Origin of the sequence: Sphaerobacter thermophilus DSM 20745 (genome assembly GCF_000024985.1) — a bacterium.
In the GTDB taxonomy this organism is placed as follows: Bacteria; Chloroflexota; Chloroflexia; order Thermomicrobiales; family Thermomicrobiaceae; genus Sphaerobacter; species Sphaerobacter thermophilus.
In genome coordinates, this window is the sequence record NC_013523.1 from 2,198,273 (window position 1) to 2,217,500 (window position 19,228).

Annotated in this window: 17 protein-coding genes; 4 read left to right on the top strand and 13 right to left on the bottom strand. The window is 69.7% G+C overall.

Annotation, left to right across the window (positions count from 1 at the left end):
• Positions 1 to 80: 80 nt before the first annotated feature.
• Positions 81 to 1,847, bottom strand: a complete 1,767-nt coding sequence (locus tag STHE_RS09975; RefSeq protein WP_012872455.1) for an ArnT family glycosyltransferase — start codon at positions 1,845 to 1,847, stop codon at positions 81 to 83.
• A gap of 223 nt (positions 1,848 to 2,070) precedes the next feature.
• Between STHE_RS09975 and STHE_RS09980 the strand changes: the two genes are divergently transcribed.
• The 4 genes from STHE_RS09980 (at position 2,071) to STHE_RS09995 (ending at position 5,158) form a co-directional block, all read left to right on the top strand.
• Positions 2,071 to 2,421: an SPW repeat domain-containing protein gene (locus STHE_RS09980; RefSeq protein WP_012872456.1), complete on the top strand. Its 351-nt coding sequence runs from the start codon at positions 2,071 to 2,073 to the stop codon at positions 2,419 to 2,421.
• A 228-nt stretch (positions 2,422 to 2,649) separates the two neighbouring features.
• Positions 2,650 to 3,333, top strand: coding sequence for a LiaF transmembrane domain-containing protein (locus STHE_RS09985; RefSeq protein WP_012872457.1), 684 nt, complete (start codon positions 2,650 to 2,652; stop codon positions 3,331 to 3,333).
• Between the two features lie 39 nt (positions 3,334 to 3,372).
• The gene (locus STHE_RS09990) at positions 3,373 to 4,305 is read left to right on the top strand and encodes an ABC transporter ATP-binding protein (RefSeq protein WP_012872458.1); all 933 of its coding nucleotides are present in this window, start codon (positions 3,373 to 3,375) and stop codon (positions 4,303 to 4,305) included.
• Position 4,306: 1 nt separating this feature from the next.
• A complete protein-coding gene (locus tag STHE_RS09995; protein WP_012872459.1) occupies positions 4,307 to 5,158 on the top strand; it encodes an ABC transporter permease in 852 nt (283 codons plus the stop codon).
• Between the two features lie 13 nt (positions 5,159 to 5,171).
• On the opposite strand, the gene STHE_RS17990 is transcribed toward STHE_RS09995, so the two are convergent.
• The 12 genes from STHE_RS17990 to STHE_RS10060 form a co-directional block, all read right to left on the bottom strand.
• A complete protein-coding gene (locus STHE_RS17990) occupies positions 5,172 to 5,855 on the bottom strand; it encodes an NUDIX hydrolase (protein WP_012872460.1) in 684 nt (227 codons plus the stop codon).
• A 252-nt stretch (positions 5,856 to 6,107) separates the two neighbouring features.
• Complete coding sequence (locus STHE_RS10005) at positions 6,108 to 7,331, bottom strand: hypothetical protein (protein ID WP_012872461.1); 1,224 nt, start codon at positions 7,329 to 7,331, stop codon at positions 6,108 to 6,110.
• 12 nt (positions 7,332 to 7,343) lie between these two features.
• Positions 7,344 to 7,820 carry a transcriptional regulator NrdR gene (gene nrdR, locus STHE_RS10010; protein ID WP_012872462.1) on the bottom strand — a complete coding sequence of 159 codons (477 nt, stop codon included), beginning with the start codon at positions 7,818 to 7,820 and terminating at the stop codon, positions 7,344 to 7,346.
• A 9-nt stretch (positions 7,821 to 7,829) separates the two neighbouring features.
• The gene (gene ftsZ / locus STHE_RS10015; RefSeq protein WP_012872463.1) at positions 7,830 to 8,939 is read right to left on the bottom strand and encodes a cell division protein FtsZ; all 1,110 of its coding nucleotides are present in this window, start codon (positions 8,937 to 8,939) and stop codon (positions 7,830 to 7,832) included.
• A gap of 128 nt (positions 8,940 to 9,067) precedes the next feature.
• The gene (locus tag STHE_RS10020) at positions 9,068 to 10,243 is read right to left on the bottom strand and encodes a cell division protein FtsA (protein WP_012872464.1); all 1,176 of its coding nucleotides are present in this window, start codon (positions 10,241 to 10,243) and stop codon (positions 9,068 to 9,070) included.
• A 183-nt stretch (positions 10,244 to 10,426) separates the two neighbouring features.
• Positions 10,427 to 11,197 carry a cell division protein FtsQ/DivIB gene (locus STHE_RS10030; protein ID WP_012872465.1) on the bottom strand — a complete coding sequence of 257 codons (771 nt, stop codon included), beginning with the start codon at positions 11,195 to 11,197 and terminating at the stop codon, positions 10,427 to 10,429.
• Positions 11,194 to 12,336, bottom strand: a complete 1,143-nt coding sequence (locus tag STHE_RS10035; RefSeq protein WP_281047858.1) for a D-alanine--D-alanine ligase — start codon at positions 12,334 to 12,336, stop codon at positions 11,194 to 11,196. Before STHE_RS10035 ends, STHE_RS10030 begins: the two co-directional genes overlap by 4 nt.
• Entirely contained in the window at positions 12,323 to 13,744 is a 1,422-nt protein-coding gene (murC, locus tag STHE_RS10040) for a UDP-N-acetylmuramate--L-alanine ligase (protein WP_012872467.1), read from the bottom strand. The genes STHE_RS10035 and murC overlap by 14 nt, the downstream gene beginning before the upstream one ends.
• A 4-nt stretch (positions 13,745 to 13,748) precedes the next feature.
• On the bottom strand, positions 13,749 to 15,143 hold the full coding sequence (ftsW, locus tag STHE_RS10045) for a putative lipid II flippase FtsW (RefSeq protein WP_012872468.1): 1,395 nt from the start codon (positions 15,141 to 15,143) through the stop codon (positions 13,749 to 13,751).
• Complete coding sequence (murD, locus tag STHE_RS10050; RefSeq protein WP_012872469.1) at positions 15,140 to 16,585, bottom strand: UDP-N-acetylmuramoyl-L-alanine--D-glutamate ligase; 1,446 nt, start codon at positions 16,583 to 16,585, stop codon at positions 15,140 to 15,142. The genes ftsW and murD overlap by 4 nt, the downstream gene beginning before the upstream one ends.
• A gap of 147 nt (positions 16,586 to 16,732) precedes the next feature.
• Entirely contained in the window at positions 16,733 to 17,773 is a 1,041-nt protein-coding gene (gene mraY / locus STHE_RS10055) for a phospho-N-acetylmuramoyl-pentapeptide-transferase (RefSeq protein WP_012872470.1), read from the bottom strand.
• Positions 17,770 to 19,161, bottom strand: a complete 1,392-nt coding sequence (locus STHE_RS10060) for a UDP-N-acetylmuramoyl-tripeptide--D-alanyl-D-alanine ligase (RefSeq protein WP_012872471.1) — start codon at positions 19,159 to 19,161, stop codon at positions 17,770 to 17,772. The genes mraY and STHE_RS10060 overlap by 4 nt, the downstream gene beginning before the upstream one ends.
• Positions 19,162 to 19,228: the final 67 nt, after the last annotated feature.

The following is a 19,228-nucleotide window of genomic DNA, read 5'->3' on the forward strand; positions in this document are numbered from 1 at the left end:
TGGATCTGTCCCCCTCCGGGATTACTCCCGATGCTCGGATCGCTCAGGTAGGAGACATATATAAAGGATGGGATCACGACTCACTCTCCCACACGGAAGACATGGAACACCGGCGTCCCATCCCGTTGAGTAAACGTATGCTCCAGCCGTGGGGTGCGGCCGCTGGCGGAGACGAGCTGCTCCAACGACGCGAGCTGGTGAGAGGGATTCCCCGCCTCAGCGCGGACCAGGATGACCGGATCAGGCGCCGCCAGCAGGTCCTGTACCGTTGCCTCTGAGCCCGATCCGGACTCGGCCCCCGTCCCGGCAATCTCCAGCGGCTCGACACGCCCCTGGGTCAGGATCATGATGTTCCACTTGACGCCTCGATCGAGCGCATAGGGCCGGGTGATGCCGTGCTCATCCAGATAGGCGGCCAGGTCGTAGATGGCGCTGGAGAAGTCGCTCCGGCCGCCGCTCCGCGCCAGCGCGCGGTGGTACCGCGCGTCCACCCACAGGTCGCGCGCTATGAGCGGCACGAAGAGCAGCGTCACCACCACCGTCGCCGTCAGCGCCGGGCGCAGGCGCGATCGCAGCTTGCGCGCGAGCCAGCGGGAGCCGAAGACCGCGAAACCGGCGGTGAGCAACTGCGGGATCGGCAGCAGGATGAGCAGGCGGGTCGACTCCGGGATCGAGACGGTGAAGCAGCTCAGGAGCAACACAGCGAAGGCGAAGCCGAGGAGGAAGACGGTCGAACGCCGGCAGCGCCGCAACTCCGGCACGCGGTGGACCAGGACGAGCAGCCCGACCGCGCTGACGGCCACCACCCACGGGTAGAGCGGGTTCGTGAAGATCCCGCCGTAGAACCAGAAGGAACCGCCGTTCAGGAGGGTCCTGAGCCCGTCGGCCACCGTCTCCAGGTTGTCCCAGAGGGTGGGGTTGTCGACGCCCTGGCCGGTCTGGGACGGGTTGGCCAGCTGGCCGAGGGAGCTGCCGCGTGTGACCACGTTGTAGTAGAGCACCGGGAAGGCACCGACGGCAGCGCCGGCCAGCGGGGAGAGCGCCTCGCGCTTGCTCCGGAACGGTAGATCGCGCTTCAGGCGGTCGATGGCCAGCTCCACCGTGTCGCGCACCGAGTAGGCGGCGTGGCGGTCCTCGCTGAGCCAGTCGGCCAGGACCAGGATGGCGTAGGCGATCGGCACGGCAAGGAGAAGCCAGCCGAAGAGGAGCCTCGTGGCAAGGCCGATGCCGGCTAGCAGTCCGATCAGGACAAGCCAGCGCGTGCCACCCCGTGTCTCACGCCCGCGCCATGCCAGGTAGGCCAGCATGATGCCGAGCATGATCGCGACAAGGTGGGCGATGGCGGAAATCCCGACCCGCGTCCAGAAGACATAGGAGGGGAACATCGACAGCAGCAACGCCGCGCCCACCCCGACCCAGCGGTGGTAGATCCGCCGTCCGATCAGATAGGTGAGGAACACGGCGAGCATCCCGGCCAGGATCGGCCAGAGGCGGATGGCGAGCACATCGACATCGAGCAGCCAGAAGAGCGGCAGCACGGCATAGGTGCTGACAATGCCCCAGGTGTCGCCGAGCATCACCGGGAAGGACCGCCCGAAGAGGTGGATACCGACTCCCCGCGGTAGGGTCACCGGATCCCCTCGGAGAATCTGCAAGGCGGGGACGACGTCGAAGGCCTCATCGTAGTGGAGGCCCGGCAGGTGATACTGGTACAGGCAGAGGGCGCCGAAGAGGACGATCGCCAGCGCAACCGCGCCGCGCGCCACCCAGCGCCCCAGGCTCCCCTCTCCAAGAGGCGTCTCGAGAGCCAGTTCCGCCCCCACCCTGCTCGGCTGCTCTGTGAGCATGCGCCGTAGCCCTCCCGACGGATCGGCAGGCGCCGAGGCCTGCCCGCTCCCATCCTACCCAGGCCGCGCCACTCCGTCCAACGAGCGCCACGAGGGCGGCGTCCCGCTGCGCTGAGCAGGGACTTGCACCCGACCGGGCAAATAGATATACAATCGCCCCGGGAGCCGGCGGCGGGGAAGCGCCCCGCGTCGCGGCGGTCATGGAGATAGGGAAGGAGAAGCGGTGCAGGCGCAACAGGCCCGTTCGTCGGCAGGGCTCAGCCTCATCCAGGCCCTCAATATCGCCCTGGGTATCTGGATCCTGGGTTCTACCTACTGGTTGGGTTTGCAAGAGTACAAGGGCGCGCGGATCGCCAATGGAATGGGAGCTGCGCTGATCATCGGCTTCGCCATTACCCAGCTCGCCATACCGCGGTGGCGCGTGTGGTCGTGGGTTGGCGTGCTGACCGGCGTCTTCGTGGCTGCGGCGCCCTTCCTCTTCGACTTCACCGTGATGACGGCCGGGACGATCAACAACGTGGTCTGCGGCATCCTGATGGCTCTGATCGCGGCCACCGGCCTCCTCCGCCGCTAGCGCGTTTGATAGACCTCATCCGGCCCCGCCTCCGCCGCGGGGCCGGGTCCGTATCTCTCCCCATTCACCACGCAGACTGTTGCGTTCATGTTGCACTCTCCGCACGTGCGCGGCGCGTCCGCTATTGACGTCCGTGTAGAGTTGGGCCATATCGTGTGGTAGGGCCGATTGCCGACCGATGGCGCGACTCCGGCAGCGGCTCACCGAAAGCCCGTTTGGGGGTGCATCATGGCCCGAGAACTCACCGGACGCGCGCTCATCGGCCTGCTACTCGTCCTGCTCGGGGCCCTCTTACTGATCCAGACGCTGGGCGGGCCCGACGTCGGCCAGATCATCAGCGATTGGTGGCCACTGGCGATCATCGCCATCGGCCTGGCTCAACTCGCCGCCAGCCGGCACACGCGAGTCGGCCCGGCCATCCTCATCGCGGTCGGACTGGTGTTCCTGGCAAGCACGACCGGGCTCGTCCCCGGTTCGATCTGGAGCCTGTTCTGGCCGCTGGTGCTGATCGCGATCGGCCTGTTCGTGATCCTGCGCCGCGGCCCGCGGCGGGCGAGCCTCGACCCGGCCGACGCGGTCAGCAGCTTCGTGATCTTCGGCGGCAACGACATCGTGAACCGCTCCGAAGACTTCCAGGGCGGCTGGGCGACCGCGCTCTTCGGCGGGATCACACTCGATCTGCGGCAGGCACAACTCCTGCCGGCCGGCGCCACCCTCGACGTATACACGGCCTTCGGCGGGATCGACATCCTCGTCCCGCGCGGCTGGAACATCGCGATCAGCGGACTCCCGATCTTCGGGGGCTACGAGGACAAGACCGACCAGGACGGACCGCTGCCACCGGACGCGCCGACGCTCACCGTCAACGCGGTCTGCCTGTTCGGCGGGGTAACTGTCAAGCACGAGCGGTAGGCGCGCCGCCAGGGGCGCCGCTGAAGGGAGGTGCGACGCATGGGCCTCAGCCAGAACGGCCCGCCGGCTATCGAGTTCGCTGGGCTGACCAAGCGCTTCGGCACGTTTGTCGCCGTCAATCGGCTCACGTTCTCGGTCCCGGCTGGCTCCGTCTTCGGCTTCCTCGGCCCGAACGGGGCCGGGAAGACGACCACGATCGGCATGCTGCTGGGCCTGATAGAGCCGGACGAGGGGACCGCCACCATCTTCGGCCACGACGTCCGCACCGACCTGCCGGCCGCGCTCGCCCGCACCGGCGCGCTGGTCGAGCGCCCCAGCTTCTACCCCTACCTCAGTGGGCGGACCAACCTGCGCTTGATGGCGCGCATCGCCGGGATCGACGACCCGAAGCGGATCGACGCCGCGCTGGAGATGGTGGACCTCACGGCCCGCGCCAACGCCAACTTCGGCGGCTACTCCCAGGGGATGAAGCAGCGTCTGGGCATCGCCGCCGCGCTCCTGCTGGAGCCAGACCTGCTCATCCTCGACGAGCCGACCAACGGGCTCGACCCCGCCGGGCAGCACGAAATCCGCAGTCTGATCCGCGATCTCGCCAGCGCCGGACGGACCATCTTCCTCTCCAGCCACCTCCTCCATGAGGTGCAGGAGATCTGCACTCACGTCGCGATCATCCACCGCGGCACATTGATCGCCAGCGGTCCCCTGGCCGAGATCCTGGCCGGCGGCGAGCGGCTGGCGATCCGCGTGGATCGGCCGGAGGCCGCGGCGGACCTGCTGCGCAGACTCCCTGTGGTCCGCGGCGTCGAGGAGCAGGACGGGCACTTGCTGGTCGACGCACCGGTGGACGAGGCGGCTGCGCTCAACCGGGCGCTCGTCGAGGCGGGCTTCGCCGTCAGCGCCCTGGGCGTCCGCGAGAGCCGGTTGGAGGAGCGCTTCCTCGCGCTGACCGAGGCGCGCCGGGGGGAGGGTTGAGATGGCATCGCTCGGAACCCTGTTCGGCGTCGAGCTGGCCAAGATCGTTCGCCGGCCGATGACCTGGATCCTCGTGGTGATCCTCTTCGGGTTCACCGTGCTCGTCTACACCTCCCTGATCCTGGCGTTGGTGAGCGGATTCGAGGGGAACGTGACCGTCGAGGGCGCCGAAGGACAGAGCTTCGAGGACATGATCCTCCTGCCGGACGGCTTCTCGCTGGGCGTCGGGCTGGCGCAGGGCGTCGGCAGCGTGCTCCTGGCGATCCTGGCCGCCGGCACCTTCGGCAGCGAGTTCTCCTGGGGCACGCTGCGCACCATGCTGTTGATGCGTGCGGACCGGGTGCGCCTGCTGATCGCCAAGCTGCTGGTCCTGCTGCTGGCCGTGGTCGTCGTCATGCTCCTGGGAGCGGCGATCGGGCTGTTCGGGTCGTTGGTGGCGGGTATCGTGGTGGACGGGTCACTGCGCACCGACCAGTGGCTCACCGCCAGCTTCTTCCGCGACGCGGCCCGCCTGATGCTGATCGGCATGGTCTATTCGACCTTCTGGACGCTCTTCGCGGCGGCACTGACGATCGTCACCCGCTCGCTGGCGGCCGGGATCGGCGTGACCATGGCCGCCCTTTTCGTCGGGGACTTCACGACGAGCATCATCGCGGGGCTGGGTACGCTCGGCCGGTGGATCTCCCGCATCTTCCCGAACACCGCGCTCAACGCCTTGTCGACCGGCACCGACCTGGTAGCGACCGACTGGGCCTGGATCGTCACCAACCTGGTGGGCTACACCGCGCTGATGCTCGCGATCGCGGTGGTGCGCTTCCGGCGCATGAACATGATCTCGGGCGGCGGAGGGTAGGCGAACGCAGCCCTCACCACAGCCCCAGGTCAAGCCCCCGCTCCCCAGCGAGGACGCGGGCGGCGACCTGGGCACCGACGGCCCAGTAGCGGTCGGTGACGGGAACGAAGTCGGCAGCGCGCACCCGCGCCGCTTCGGCCGGCCCGAGGCCGCGGTTGGGTAGGACGGGAGCGCACAGGGCAGGTATCTCCAGATCGGCCTGCCCGCTGTCGGGGAAAAGCCGGACGAGGTCGTCGGCGCGGACGACGGTGAGCGCAGTGATCTCGTCCGGCGCGGGGCGGAGCCCCGCCAGCCCGTCGGGCACTACCGCCACGAAGACGCCCTGGATCTCACGATCGACCCAGCCGGGCCCACGACCGACCGCGCGGCGCGCGCCGACCGGCACCAGGTCGTCCAGCCCCAGGGGAAGGCCCAGCTCCTCCTCCGCCTCGCGCACCACCTCGGTCAGCGTCTCACCCGAGCGGTAGTGCCCGCCGACAGCCACGTCGAGGTGGTTGGGCACCGTGTCCTTGGTCGGGCTGCGGCGCTGGAACAAGACCTGAACGCATCCGTCCGGCCCCCGCCAGACGACCCAGCAGTGGAACGACCGGTGCCAATCGCCGTCCCGGTGCACGGCGGCGCGGGGCTTGACCATTCCGGTCGGCACCCCCTCGGCCGTCAGAACATCGAACAACTCATCGCGCGGGTCTGGCTCCACGTCGGACCTTCTCTCCCTGGGAAATTCTGTGGCGTGCCGCTCCGGCCACGCCCGCCGAACCGCATGATACCGGTTCGCGAGTGTGGCCGGCGGATCGGCGTCCCTAGTTCGGATGTATGCGGTCGGCGCGTGCCCGGGGGGTAAACCCCCGGGCACCCGCACCGGCGCAGGCCCCTCCCACTCTCTGGGTGACCGTCCCGCGCCCTATGCCTGCGCTGCCGGAAAGGCGCGACGCGTTCCGCCCGCGTCCGATCATGCCGCGACGCGGCGGGTAACTCGAGCGGCGGCCAGGGTGATGCCGGTAGCACCGGCGATGACCGCACCCCCGATGGTAAGACGTCGCCGGGTCAGGCCGACCGACGCGGGGTAGAGAAGCAGGCTCGCGGCGCTCGCCAGGAGCGCGGTGCGGCCGCGGCGGTAGGCTGCCTGCCGGACGGCAATGATCGTCGTCCGGCGCTCCCCCAGGGCCGCGCGGTGGCGGTAGCCATAGGTGTCGCCGTGCAGGTCGAGGGTCAGGATCGACGCGGCCGCACCCGGCCCCGTGGGATGGTTCGGATCCCAGACGAGCACCTCGACGCGGTCCGGCGACTCCTGGCGGAAGCCATAGGGAACGACCGTGTGCCCCTCTCCGACCAACGCTCGGGCGATGTCGCGCCGCCAGGGGCGCGGGACGCCGATGTCCCAGCAGCGGTCGCTGCGACCGCTCGACAGCAGGTCGGCACGAAAGCGGCGGAATGCCCGGGCCGGGCCGGGCCAGAAGAACCACGGCGCGGAGGAGAGCAGGGCGCGGTCGGTCAACTGCCGGCCGTGGAGGATGATGACCTCGTTGAGCAGGTTGGCGCCCGGAGGCAGCGCATCGAGGCTCTGCTCCAGCGCCGCCCGCGCCATGCCGGTGCACAGGCCCCCATGCGGCGCGCCGGACTCGCCACCAAGTAAGACGACGGCGCCGTAGAGCCCGCGGAAGAACGCCTGCGGCAGGAGCGTCAGCCGGTAGGTGCGTGCGAAGAGGGCCGGGTCCGGCCGGACGACACCCAGGTCCGCCACGGTGTTCGCGAACGGGAGGGAGTGCCGCGCGGGGTCGAACTGACTGTAAGCCTCGACGGTGACGGCGACCGACGTCTCCGCCGAGGCAGCCACTCGCCCGTCGCGCAAGACCTCGACCCGGAGGGGAACGGTGTAGTCGCCGGGCAGCCCGCGCGGGTAGACCGTCCAGGAGACGCTCGACTCGCCCGCCGGGAGGAAGCGTGTGGTGCCGGGCAGCGTCAGCCAGCCGCGCGGCACGGTGAGACGCACCTGCACGCCGCGCTGGGACCCGGCGCCCTCGGTTGCCAGGACATCGCCAAGTGTGGCTGTCACGTGGATGCGATCGGGGTGGTAGCGGAACGCGGGCGTCCCGGGCGTGTTGGCGTAGCGCAAGCGCGTGAGTGGCGCGCCATCCGCCCCAGTCACGGCCAGGGCGAGCGGGGAGCGGCCCATCACCGGTCTCGCCTACCCGGCGCGCTTCGGGCCCGGCGAGGCGCCGCGCAGCACCTCGACCTCCCGGCGGAGATCGTCGAGGTCGGCAAAGTCGCGGTAGACGGAGGCGAAGCGGATATAGGCCACCTGATCAAGCTGCTTCAACTCCCGCAGTACGATCTCCCCGATTGTGGTGCTCGGCACCTCGACAGTGCCCATCGCCAGCAATTCGGTCTCGACGGTCGCCACGATGCGGTCGATCTCCGCCTGCGGGACGGGTCGCTTGGTGAGCGCGATGCGCAGCTTGTCGCGGAGCTTGCGCGGGTCGAACTCCTCGCGCCGGCCGTCGCGCTTGACGACCATCAGGGCGACGGGTTCGACCCGCTCGTAGGTGGTGAAGCGGCGGCCGCAGGCGGGACACTCTCGCCGACGCCGGATGCTGTCGCCGCCGCTCAATTCCCGCGAGTCGATCACCCGCGAGTCCCGTGCCTGGCAGAAGGGGCAGCGCACGGGAAACTCCTACCGCTCGCGCAGGAAGCGCAAGATAGCCGGCTCGGACCACTCGTCGTCCGGCAACAGCGGCACGCGCGGCGGCGCCGTCTGGCCACCTGCCTGGGCCTCGGCCGCCTGGCGGAACCGGCGGTCCGGCCGCTGGCGGCGCGGCTGGCTGGTGCCGTGGAAGCCGGTGGCGATCAGGGTGATCTGGACATCCCGGCCCATCGACTCGTCGGTCGTGGCGCCGAAGATGATCTCGGCGTCGTCGTCCGCGGCCGCGCGGATGATCTCGGCGGCCTCGGTGATCTCGGTGAGCGAGAGGTCCGGCCCACCGATGATGTTGTAAAGAACGCCGACCGCACCGTCGATGCTCATCTCCAGCAGCGGGCTCTCGATGGCCATGCGGGCCGCGTCGACGCAGCGGGTCTCCCCGGTACCGCGGCCGATCGCCATCAGGGCCGAGCCGGCGTCGCGCATGATCGTCTTGACGTCGGCGAAGTCGAGGTTGATCAGGCCGGGCTTGACGATCAGGTCGGAGATGCCCTGGATACCCTGGCGGAGCACGTCGTCGGCCAGCCGGAACGCCTCGGAGAATGGCGTCTTGGGATCGACCAGGCTGATGAGCCGCTGGTTGGGGATCGTGATCAGCGCGTCCACGTGCTCCTTGAGGGCGGCCACGCCTTCGTCGGCCACGCGGCGACGCTTGGCGCCCTCGAAGTCGAACGGACGGGTCACCACGCCGACGGTCAGCGCGCCGGTCTCCCGCGCCAGTCGGGCCACGATCGGCGAGGCGCCGGTACCGGTGCCGCCGCCCATCCCCGCGGTGATGAAGACCATATCGGCGCCGCGCACCACCTCGCCGAGGGCGTCGATGCTCTCCTCGGCCGCGCGCTCACCGATCTCCGGGCGGCCGCCGGCCCCGAGCCCCTTGGTCAGCTTGTCGCCGATGCGCACCGTCACCGGCGCCAGGGAGTTGACCAGGGCCTGCGCGTCGGTGTTGACCGTGATGAATTCGACGCCCTCTACTCCGGCTTCGATCATTCGGTTCACGGCATTACCGCCGCCACCGCCGACGCCGATGACCTTGATCCGTGCGAATGAGTTTGTGAAGTCGTCATCGTGGACGTTGAACATTCAAGATCCTCCCCGCAGCACACCAGCGGCGCCCGTTCCCTGTGAGTCGCGCTGGATAGCACGCAGTTTACAGAAGAGTATGCACGTATGAGTTCGCCGCCGACAACACGTCCCCCGGGCCCAACGGCCTAATCGGTACCTCCCAACGGCACGAACTCACGCAGCCAGCGACCGAGGGCCGGCCATAGGCCCGGACGAGGCGGCTCCGGCTCCACCTCCTCGAACTCGTCCGGCAACGTTTCGTCCATGCCAAACACCCCCTCGGGCGCAGGCTCCAACGGCCGGAGCCGCGCCTGGGCCAGCACTAACCCTACCGCGCCGGTAGTGCGCGTGTCGCTGAAGCGCGGCCCGCCTGGCCGCGCCAACCGGACTGGAATGCGCAGCCCGCGCTGCGCCGCGCCAAGTACGCCATCAATGCCGGCGCCACCACCAGCAAGCACCGCGCCACCAGCTAGCCGCCAGCCCAGGTCCAGGTCGTCCAGCCGCTGGCGGATACGATGGAATAGATCGACCATGCCCCCGCCGGGCACCGTGCGCGGCGCGGGGTACCCTCGAGCACCGGACGCGACCGGCGTGACGCCACGGCCCAGGGTCGCCACTGACCGAACCCCGATCGGCATCGAAAAGAGTTCGCGGATCTGGCCGTCGAGGTAGACCGCCACGTCAGTCGTCGTCCCGCCCAGATCGATCAGCAACGCGCCTTGCTCCCGCACACTCGCGGGCAGCGCCGCCTCGGCTGCCGCCATCGCTCGCGGCATCAGCAAATCAACCTCGGCGCCCAGCTGTGCGAGGATGCGCGCGCGCGTATCTACGTAGGATGTAGGGATACTATACACTTCCATCTTCACGCGCACGACATGTCCGTACAGTCCAGCGAGGGGATCGACGACCGGGAAGCCATCGACGGTGCAGCCGCGCGGCACCGAGGCGAGGACGACTCCGGCCACGCGTGGGTCGCGCAGCGCGCGCCGGTGGAGCGCTTCGAGCATGTCGGCCTCGACACGCACGGCCCGCGGGGTGCGCTGCTCGGCCGCGGCCGTCACCCGACGCAGGTGCAACCCGGAGACGCTCAACGCCACCCGCTCGACCGGGGCGCCAGTCCGCTCAGCCACGCGCCGGAGAGCGGCGGCAAGCACCTGCTCCAGCGCCGCAGCGTCGACCACCTCGCCCCGCACCACGCCGGCGCTCGGCAGCACCTCGCAACCAGCGAGCGCAACCTGCCCGGCCGCGTCGTGGGTCGCCGTGGCTACCGCGACGGTCGATGACCCAATGTCAAGGCCAACATACCAGCGATGCGCTGTCATCCTCGACTACCTACCAGACGAGTAAGGTTGTACGTACGGGATCTGAGTGATGAGCCGCCGCTGAGCGCCAGTATAGCACAAGCTGTTCATGCGCGCTGTACGTACGTGCGCGCGTCGGAATCCCAACCCGGCGCCACTATGCCTGAGTGTCCGAACACTGTGAACAAGCATCCTCGCTCCTGGCTACTGGTAGTAGGGACGCTCCGGCTCGCGCAGGTCGAGCTGTGACCAGTGGTCCGGCAGCGACAGCGCCGCATCCAGCACATTGAGCTTGAGCGGCAGGCGGTCGCTGCCACCCAGCACGACCGTCCGCCCCTCGGTCAGGTGGGCCGTCAGGCCCAGCCGCGGCTCGTAGGCTACCATCGTGAGCCGCTCGCCCAGGCGTTCCTGAACGACCTGAATCGCCTGTATCAGCTCCGGAGAAATCTGCGCACCCACGCGCGGCAAGTCCCCCTCTGTCTGCACGACGCGCGGCAGATTGGGATCGAATCCCAGTGCGATCACCCATCCCTGCTGGTCCACCAGCACGGCCTGTTCCCCGGCTTGCCAGGCGAGGACTGGTACCCGCTCTTGCACGCGCACCACGACGCGGTCGGGGAACTCGGTACGCACCTCCGCCGAGGCCACGGCCGGGTGTGCGGCGACGCGGCGGGCCACCTCCTCGGTGTCGAGCCGGAAGACGGGCTGGCCCAGCGCCCCGCTGGTCGCCACGATCGAGTCGGCGAAGGCCAGGGCGTTCCCCTGGACCACGACGCTGCGCACAACGAAGTCGTCGGAGAACAAGAATCCCCCGCCCAACACCGAGAGCCCGACTGCCAGCAAGAAAGCCGGCAGGCGACCGTTGACCGCGCTGGCGTGGAGGAAGCCCGCCAGGCGCGAGCGGCGCCGGCGACGCCGCGGTGGCGCGGCATGCCGGGCCGGCGGATACCGCCGCTGGGACACGCGCTCGCTCATACCCCGCTGCCGTCGCGGCGCTCGGCGTGCCGCTCCAGCGCCAGCTCGATCAGCCGGGAAACCAGCTCCCGGAAGGACAATCCGCTTGCCTCCCAGAGGATGGGGTACATGCTGATCTGGGTGAAGCCCGGGATGGTATTGATCTCGTTGATGTAGATGGTGCCGGTGTTTCGCTCCAGGAAGAAGTCCACGCGCGCCATCCCGGCGGCGTCCACGACCTTGAAGGCGCGCACCGCCATCTCGCGCACCGTGTCGGACTGCTCCTGCGTGATCGGCGCCGGGACGAGCAACTCCGAGCCCTCATCGACGTACTTGGCCTGGTAGTCGTAGAACTCGTTGACCGGCCGGATCTCGCCCACGACCGAGGTGATCGGCTCGTCGTTGCCGAGGACGCTCACCTCCAGCTCGCGCGCGTCGATCCCCCGCTCAACGACAAGCTTGCGGTCGTAGCGCGCGGCTTCCTCCATCGCCCCGGGAAGCTCTCCCGGGTGATGCACCTTGCTGACGCCGACACTTGACCCGAGATTGGCAGGCTTGACGAAGCAGGGATAGCCCAGTTCCCGCTCGACCCGCGCTGCCACGCCTTCCGGGTCGCGTTCCCACTGGCGGCGGGTCACCCACAGCCAGGGCGCGACCGGCAAGCCTTCACGCTCGAAGAGCTGCTTGGCTACAACCTTGTCCATCGAGACCGCCGAGCCGAGCACCCCGGCGCCGACGTAGGGGACATCGGCCAGCTCCAGCAGACCCTGCACCGTGCCGTCCTCACCGTACGGGCCGTGCAGGACCGGGAAGACGACATCGAGCTGTTGCACGACACCGGCACCGGCGACTTCGACGGCGTGGCCCGTCTCCGGCACGGCCAGCGCGCTGCCGAGGTCGGACTCCTCCGCCGGCGGGTCGTCCCCCGGCGCAAGAGCCAGGCGCGAGGTGGCGGCGAGCTGCCGCAACGGGTCACCACCGCTCAACCAGCGGCCCTCCCGTGTGATGCCGATGGGCACGACCTCGAACCGTTCCCGGTCGATCGCCCGCAGGATGGCCTGCGCGGAGCGCAGCGACACGTCGTGCTCGCCCGAGCGCCCGCCAAAGATGACACCGACGCGAATTTTCCTGGCGCCCTGTGCCACGTCACGTGCCTCCAATCCCTTGTTCCCCGGCGCCGAGCAGCCCAAGGAGCCGCTCGCCCGCTTTCCAGATGTCCCCCGCGCCGAGGATCAGCACGACATCACCGGCCTCCGCGTCAGCGGCCACCACCTCCCCGGCCGCAGCCGGCGACTCGACCACCACCACCGGCCGCCCGGCCATCCGCCCGGCAATGTCGGCCGAACTGACGCCCAGGTCATTGGTCTCGCGCGCCGCATAGATCGGCGCGAGTACCACGTAGTCGGCCAGCGATAGCGCGGCCGCGAAGTCGTCGAGCATCTCGCGGGTGCGCGAGTAAGTATGCGGCTGGAACACCGCCCAGAGCCGCGCCGCGGGGTAGCGCTCGCGCGCTGCCTCGATGGTCGCCCGGATCTCGGTCGGGTGGTGGGCGTAGTCGTCGACCACCGTCACTCCGCGTGCCTGCCCCCGCACCTCGAAGCGCCGCCCGACTCCGCCGAAGGCCGCCAGACCCGGCAGCAGCCGCTCCGGCGCGACACCGGCCGCCTCCCCTGCAGCCAGTGCCGCCAGCGCGTTGAGACGATTGTGCCAACCCGGCACCGCCAGCCGCAGCCGCAGCGTTCGCCCGCCCGGCGCGCGGACCAGGTCGCCCGACCCCGTTTCCTCATCACGAACGATCGACCAGTCTGCGTTGGGGTCGGACCCGAAGGTTACCACCCGCGGGCGACGATCGCCGAGTCGTGCCAGCAGGTCACGACACCCCGGATCGTCCGCCGAGACGACGAGCGTGCCATCGGGGCGCATCCCACTTACGAAGCGGGTGAATGCCTCCAGGACAGACTCCCGCGAGGGGAAGAGATCCGGGTGGTCGTGCTCGATGTTCGTCACCACCGCCACATCGGGGTGGAGCCAGAGGAAGCTATAGTCGTACTCGTCTGCCTCCGCCACGAAGAACGGGCCAGCGCCCGGCCGCGCGTTGGTCCCCAGCTCCTTGACGACGGCCCCCACCGCGAACGACGGGTCCTCCCCGGCGTGCACGAGGGCCAGAGCCAGCATCCCGCTGGTGGTCGACTTGCCGTGTGTCCCGGCGACGGCGAGGCAGACGCGCTCGTCGCACAGGCGTCCCAACAGCGCCGCGCGCTTGATGATCGGGATACCCCGAGCCCGGGCGGCGGCCACCTCGGGGTTCGACTCTGGCGCGGCAGCGGTGACGACGACGAGGTCCGGATCATCCAGGTTGGCCGGGTCATGGCCGACGGTCACCGGGAAGCCCTCGGCGCGCAGCGCCTGCACCACCGGGGAGTCGACGGCATCCGATCCGCTCACGCGGTAGCCGCGCGCGGCCAGGATGCGGGCCAGCCCGCTCATGCCGATACCGCCGATCCCGATCAGGTGCAGCGTCGCCGGGGGCGGTGGGAGGACCGGGGCGGTGCCGGGCAACTGACGCATCCGCTCACCTCCAGTGCCGCGTGTTGCGCGAAGCCCGCCGGCCGCGCCCAAAGGTACCCGACTGCGCCCGCCCACGTACGACCGTGCCGCGGACCGTGCTGGTTCGCGGACGGCTGCTGCCGGAAGCCAGCGCGGCGCCGCGCGCGAGCCGCCCGGCCGGAGCCGGGTCGCGCGGGGCACGCCGCCGGAGCGAGCGCGTGCGTGGAGCGTGAGCCTCGGTGCTGGCGGCCGTGAGCGCGGGGTCTACCGTCTGCCGGGAAATGTTCAGCAGCAGGCCCACCGCGGTGAGGGTCACGGCCAAGGAGGTGCCGCCGTAGCTGAGGAACGGCAGGGTGATGCCGGTGAAGGGGATCGTCGTGGTGATCCCGCCGATGTTGATAGCCGCCTGGAAGATGATCCAGGTGGTGATACCCACCGCGACCAGCGTCCCGAAGGTGTCGGGGGCGCGCTTGGCGATGCGGTAGCCGCGCCAGGCGAACGCCAGGAAGAGGAACAGGACGACGCTGCAGCCGATCAGGCCCAGTTCCTCCCCGATGACGGCGAAGATGGCATCGGTCTGGGCGAAGGGCAGCCAGGCGAACTTCTGCCGGCTGGCGCCGAGGCCGAGGCCGAAGATGCCGCCGCTGGCGAGCGCAGCCCGCGCCTGGATGAGCTGCCAGGCGAGGTCCGGGTTAGCGTCCGGGTTGAGGAAAATCAGGATGCGCTGCCGGCGGTAGGACGAACCCAGCGCCATCACCAGGAAGGCGACCGTGCCAACCCCCGTCAGCAGGCTCAGGTGGATCAGGCGGGCGCCGGCCACCAGGAACATGCCGACGGCGATGATCGCCAGCAGGGCCGACGTCCCCAGGTCGGGCTGGAGCATGAGCAAGCCGATCAGCAGGCCGAGGAAGACGGTGAAGGGCACCAGCCCGTAGCTGAACAGGCGCACCTTGGCGCCCTTCTGCGCCAGCCAGTCGGCCAGGTAGATGATGAGCACCGGCTTGGCGATCTCGCTCGGTTGGACCGAGAGCGGCCCGATGAAGATCCAGCGCTGTGCCCCGTAAATCTCCTGGCCCACACCCGGCATCAGCACCACGGAGAGCAGCAGGAGCACCACCAACATGCCCAGGATCGAGAAGCGCCGCCAGACGTGGTAGTCGACGGCATAGGTCACGGCCATCCCCGCCAGGCCGAGCGCGACCCAGATGAGTTGCCGGGTCAGGTAGTAGTAGGCGTTGCCGTCCTGGCTCAGACCGATGGTGAAGCTGGCGCTGAAGACCATGACGGTCCCGAACATGACCAGCGTCAGCGGGATGGTCACGAGCCAGTAGTCGGGCGCGTGCACGGCGTAGCGCGCCGCGGTGAAGTCGCGGACGCGGCGCAGGCGCTCCCCGGCGGTCCTGGCGGTCGTGGCGCTCATGGCTCTCCTTCCCGCCGGGCGGCCCCGGCCAGGGCGCGCACCGCCGCCCGGAAGGCCTCCCCGCGCTCAAACTCATCCCGGAACAGGCCGAAGCTGGCGCAGCCCGGGGCCAGCAGCACAACCCCACCCGGCGTCGCCAGTTCGGCCGCGGCCCGCACGGCGTCCTCCATCGACCGGTGCGGCCCGGAGATCCGTGCCGCTCCCGCGTCGCGCAGCCGCGCGTGCAGGTCAGGGGTGGCCGTGCCGTCGAGCAGGACGACGGCGCTCGCCTCGGCGGCGACGCGCCGGGCCATCGGGCCGAGGTCGGCGCCCTTAGCGGCACCGCCCGCGATCAGGACCAGCGGCCGCCCACGGAAGGTGTCGAGCGCGGCCACCGCCGCGGCCGGGGCGGTGGCTGCCGTGTCGTTCACGTAGCAGACCCCGTCGATGGTGGCCACGATCTCCTGCCGGTGCGGCACCGGGGTCGCAGCGAGCAGCCCGGTCCGCACCTGGGCCGGGTCCGCCCCAGCCAGGATGGCCGCCGCCGCGGCCGCCAGGGCATTGGCCACGGCGTGGTCCCCCGGCAAGGGGAACTCATCACGGCGCAGCAGTTCGACCTCGCTGCCGTCCCAACGCCAGACGAGCCGGTCGCCGTCGCGGAAGGCACCGGCCGGCGCGTCCCCGGCCATGCCAAAGGGCACCACGCGTCCCGCGCCCGCACTGCGGCTCTCCCAGGCGAGCGGGTCGTCACGATTCAGCACCAGCCAGTCGTCCGGCCCCTGGTAGCGGGCGATCTGCCGCTTTGCCTCAACGTAGGCCGCCATGGAGGGGTAGCGGTTCAAGTGGTCCTCACTGATGTTGGTGATCACGGCCACGTGCGGGCTGAGGCCGTGCTCGGCGAGCCCCTCGATCTGCCAGCTCGACAGCTCGATGACGACCGGCGTGTCGGGCCGGATGCCGGGCAGCGCATCGAGGGTCGATGTGCCCATGTTTCCCGCCAGCACCGTGTCCGGCCGGGCTACCCGCAGGATGCCGGCGCAGAGGGTGGCGGTCGTGGTCTTCCCCTTCGTGCCGGTGATCCCGACGATGGGAGCCGGGCAGGCGCGGAAGAAGAGGGACATCTCCATCTCGATCCGGGCACCGGCCGCGCGGGCACGTTGGAGCCAGGGGGAATCGAGCGGCACGGCGGGATTCCGCACCACCAGGTCGGCCCGCTCGAAGTCCTCGGCGCGGTGCTCGCCCAGCACGTAGCGGATAGGCAGCCCGGCCAGCTCCTCCAGCGCCGGGACGAGGTCCGCCTCGGTGCGGAGATCGGTCACGGTGACCTCGGCACCCTGCGCCACCAGGTAGCGGGCCACGCCGACGCCCCCCTGGCGCGTGCCCAGGCCCATCACCAGCGCCCGCGCCCCGCGCAGGTCCGGCTCCGCTCTCCTCTGCGTGGTCCGAGCAACGTGATCCGTCATCACCACAGCGTCCCAACGTGTGTCATCCTGAGCGGATCCGGGCGCGGCGTGCTGCCGCGCCCGGCGGAGTCTAAGGATGACAGAGGCAGCGGCCACCCGGCGATAGCAAGTCTTGCCGGTCCGAGCCCGGAACCATCGCCGTCCCCCTTAGATCAATGCCAGGGCGACGCCGAGGAGCCCCGCCATCATCGAGATCAACCAGAAGCGCATCGTGATCTGCGTCTCCGACCAACCGAGCAACTCGAAGTGCAGGTGGATCGGCGTCATGCGGAAGATGCGCTTGCCCCCGGTCCACTTGAAGTAGGCCACCTGCAGCATCACCGACAGCGTCTCGGCCACAAATACGATGCCCACGATCGGCAGCAAGAGCCACTGCCCGGTCATGAAGGCCGCCGTTGCCAGCGACGCGCCGATCGCCAGCGCGCCGGTGTCGCCCATGAACACCTGGGCCGGGTGGGCGTTGAACCAGAGGAAGCCCAGCAGCGAGCCGACCATCATGAAGCAGAAGGTCACCACCTGCACCTGACCCTGGAGGTAGGCGATGATGCCGTAGGCCACGAAGGCCACTGCCGCCGTGCCGCCGGCCAGCGAGTCCAGCCCGTCGGTCAGGTTCACCGCGTTGGCGAAGCCGGAGATGCCGAGGATGGCGATCGGGATGTAGAGCAGCCCGATCTCGTACTTCCCCATCGCCGGGATGTAGATGCTGCGCAGGCCGAGCGGGAAATAGAGGATCAGGGCGGAGACCGTCGCGAAGGCCAGCAGCCAGATCATCTTGAAGCGCGCCGCCAGACCCTCCCGGTTGGTCCCCACCAGACTCATGCGGTCGTCGATCGCCCCCAGCGTGGCCGTGCAGATCAGGACGCCGACGGGCAGTAGCATGGATAGGCGCCCGGCGAGATTGAACGCGACCGTGGCCAGGAGCACCGGGATCGTGATCATGAAGCCACCCATGGTCGGCGTGCCGGTCTTGATGAAATGACCCTCGGGCTCCTCAATCCGGATCTGCTTGCCCACCTTCTTGGCCCGCAGGAACTGAATGAAGGGTCGCCCCATGCTGACCGTCATCAAGAAGGTGACGGCCGAGAGCCCGAGCGACACGGCCAGGTTGTGGTCCGGGTCCCGCGGCAGCAGGCTGTTGCTCCGTAGCAGCTCAAACAGATCGGCAACGATGTTGAGCGTCGGGATCATGCGGAGCGTGTCCGATCACGAAGCGCGGCCACCACGTGTTCCAGTTGGATCCCCCTCGACCCCTTCACCAGCACGACGTCCCCCTCGCGCATCGTCTCCTTCAGCGCGTCGATCAGATCCTGCTTGGTGTCTACCGCCACGACGGCATCAGGTGCCAGCCCGCTCGCGACCGCCTCGTCGGCGATGATCCGAGCACGCGGCCCCATGGTGAAGAGTCGATCGACTACCGCCGCGGCCCGCTTGCCGACGATCCGATGCCCTTCCTCCTCGTAGCTCCCCAGCTCCAGCATGTCCCCGAAGGCCGCGATGCGTCGCCGAGCCGGCAGCTCGGCCAGCAGGTTCAGCGCCGCCAGGCTGGAGGTCGGGTTGGCGTTGTAGGTGTCGTCGATGAGCGTCGCCCCGCCGATTGCCGGCACCACCAGGAGCCGCAGTTGGATGCTCGGGTCGCGCAGGCCCGGCAGGGTCTCCTCGACGGACATCCCGAGCGCCAGACCGACGGACACCCCCGCCAGCACGGTGTGGACACTGTGCTGCCCCAGCAGCGGCACGTGCACGTGGTGGCGGCCCCCGTCCACCAGCAGGTCGAACGAGATGCCGTCCAACCCGTGGCTCTCGACGTTCTCGGCGCGGACCTCGCAGTCGGGCGCCAGACCGTAGCGGATGACCCGGCAGCGGCACTTGTCGGCCATGAGGCGCACCCGCAGGTCGTCGCCGTTCAGGACGGCCACCCCATCCTCCGGCAGCGAGGCCGGGAGTTCCGCCTTGGTGGCCGCGATCGCCTCCAGCGAACCCATGCGAGCCAGGTGGGAATGGCTGACGTTGGTGACGACGCCGATCGTTGGACGGGCGATCTCGGCCAGCCGCGAGATCTCCCCCGGCGCGTAGGCGCCGCCGATCTCGAGCACTACCACCTCAGTGTCGCTGCCGATCTCCATCAGGCTCAGCGGCAGGCCGATCTCGTTGTTGAAGCTGCGCTGGCTGCGGATGGCGCGGAAGCGTTGGGAGGCAACCGACCAGACGACTTCCTTGGTGCTCGACTTCCCGATGCTCCCGGTGATGCCGACCACGGCCACGTCGTGGCTGTCGCGCCAGAACGCAGCCAGATCCTGCAAGCCCGCCACGGTGTCGGGCACCACGATCAATGGACCGAGCCCCTCTGGGAGGCGCGGCACGTGGGCGCGATCGACCAGGGCTGCCACGGCGCCGCGGGCGAAGGCCTCGGCCAGGAAGTCGTGCCCGTCCAGGCGCTCGCCCACCACGGCGACGAAGAGGTCGCCCGGCTCGATCTCCCGCGAGTCGTGCCAGACCCGCCGCACCGGCGTGCCGAGGTCGGCCGCGCCGCGCAGTGCCCCGCGGGACCCTTCCAGCACCTCGCGCAGCGTCAACATGCTCACACTCTCCATCTCCGCCCAGGCACGGACGCCCGCGCCCGGGTGTGCCCGGCCGCTCCGGGCA

Bases quoted from the DNA above. Each gene is read 5' to 3' on its own strand.
- STHE_RS09975 (WP_012872455.1), bottom strand. From the start codon at position 1,847: ATGCTCACAGAGCAGCCGAGCAGGGTGGGGGCGGAACTGGCTCTCGAG.
- STHE_RS09985 (WP_012872457.1), top strand. From the start codon at position 2,650: ATGGCCCGAGAACTCACCGGACGCGCGCTCATCGGCCTGCTACTCGTC.
- STHE_RS09990 (WP_012872458.1), top strand. From the start codon at position 3,373: ATGGGCCTCAGCCAGAACGGCCCGCCGGCTATCGAGTTCGCTGGGCTG.
- STHE_RS09995 (WP_012872459.1), top strand. From the start codon at position 4,307: ATGGCATCGCTCGGAACCCTGTTCGGCGTCGAGCTGGCCAAGATCGTT.
- STHE_RS10005 (WP_012872461.1), bottom strand. From the start codon at position 7,331: ATGGGCCGCTCCCCGCTCGCCCTGGCCGTGACTGGGGCGGATGGCGCG.
- ftsZ (WP_012872463.1), bottom strand. From the start codon at position 8,939: ATGTTCAACGTCCACGATGACGACTTCACAAACTCATTCGCACGGATC.
- STHE_RS10020 (WP_012872464.1), bottom strand. From the start codon at position 10,243: ATGACAGCGCATCGCTGGTATGTTGGCCTTGACATTGGGTCATCGACC.
- STHE_RS10030 (WP_012872465.1), bottom strand. From the start codon at position 11,197: ATGAGCGAGCGCGTGTCCCAGCGGCGGTATCCGCCGGCCCGGCATGCC.
- murC (WP_012872467.1), bottom strand. From the start codon at position 13,744: ATGCGTCAGTTGCCCGGCACCGCCCCGGTCCTCCCACCGCCCCCGGCG.
- ftsW (WP_012872468.1), bottom strand. From the start codon at position 15,143: ATGAGCGCCACGACCGCCAGGACCGCCGGGGAGCGCCTGCGCCGCGTC.
- murD (WP_012872469.1), bottom strand. From the start codon at position 16,585: ATGACGGATCACGTTGCTCGGACCACGCAGAGGAGAGCGGAGCCGGAC.
- mraY (WP_012872470.1), bottom strand. From the start codon at position 17,773: ATGATCCCGACGCTCAACATCGTTGCCGATCTGTTTGAGCTGCTACGG.
- STHE_RS10060 (WP_012872471.1), bottom strand. From the start codon at position 19,161: ATGTTGACGCTGCGCGAGGTGCTGGAAGGGTCCCGCGGGGCACTGCGC.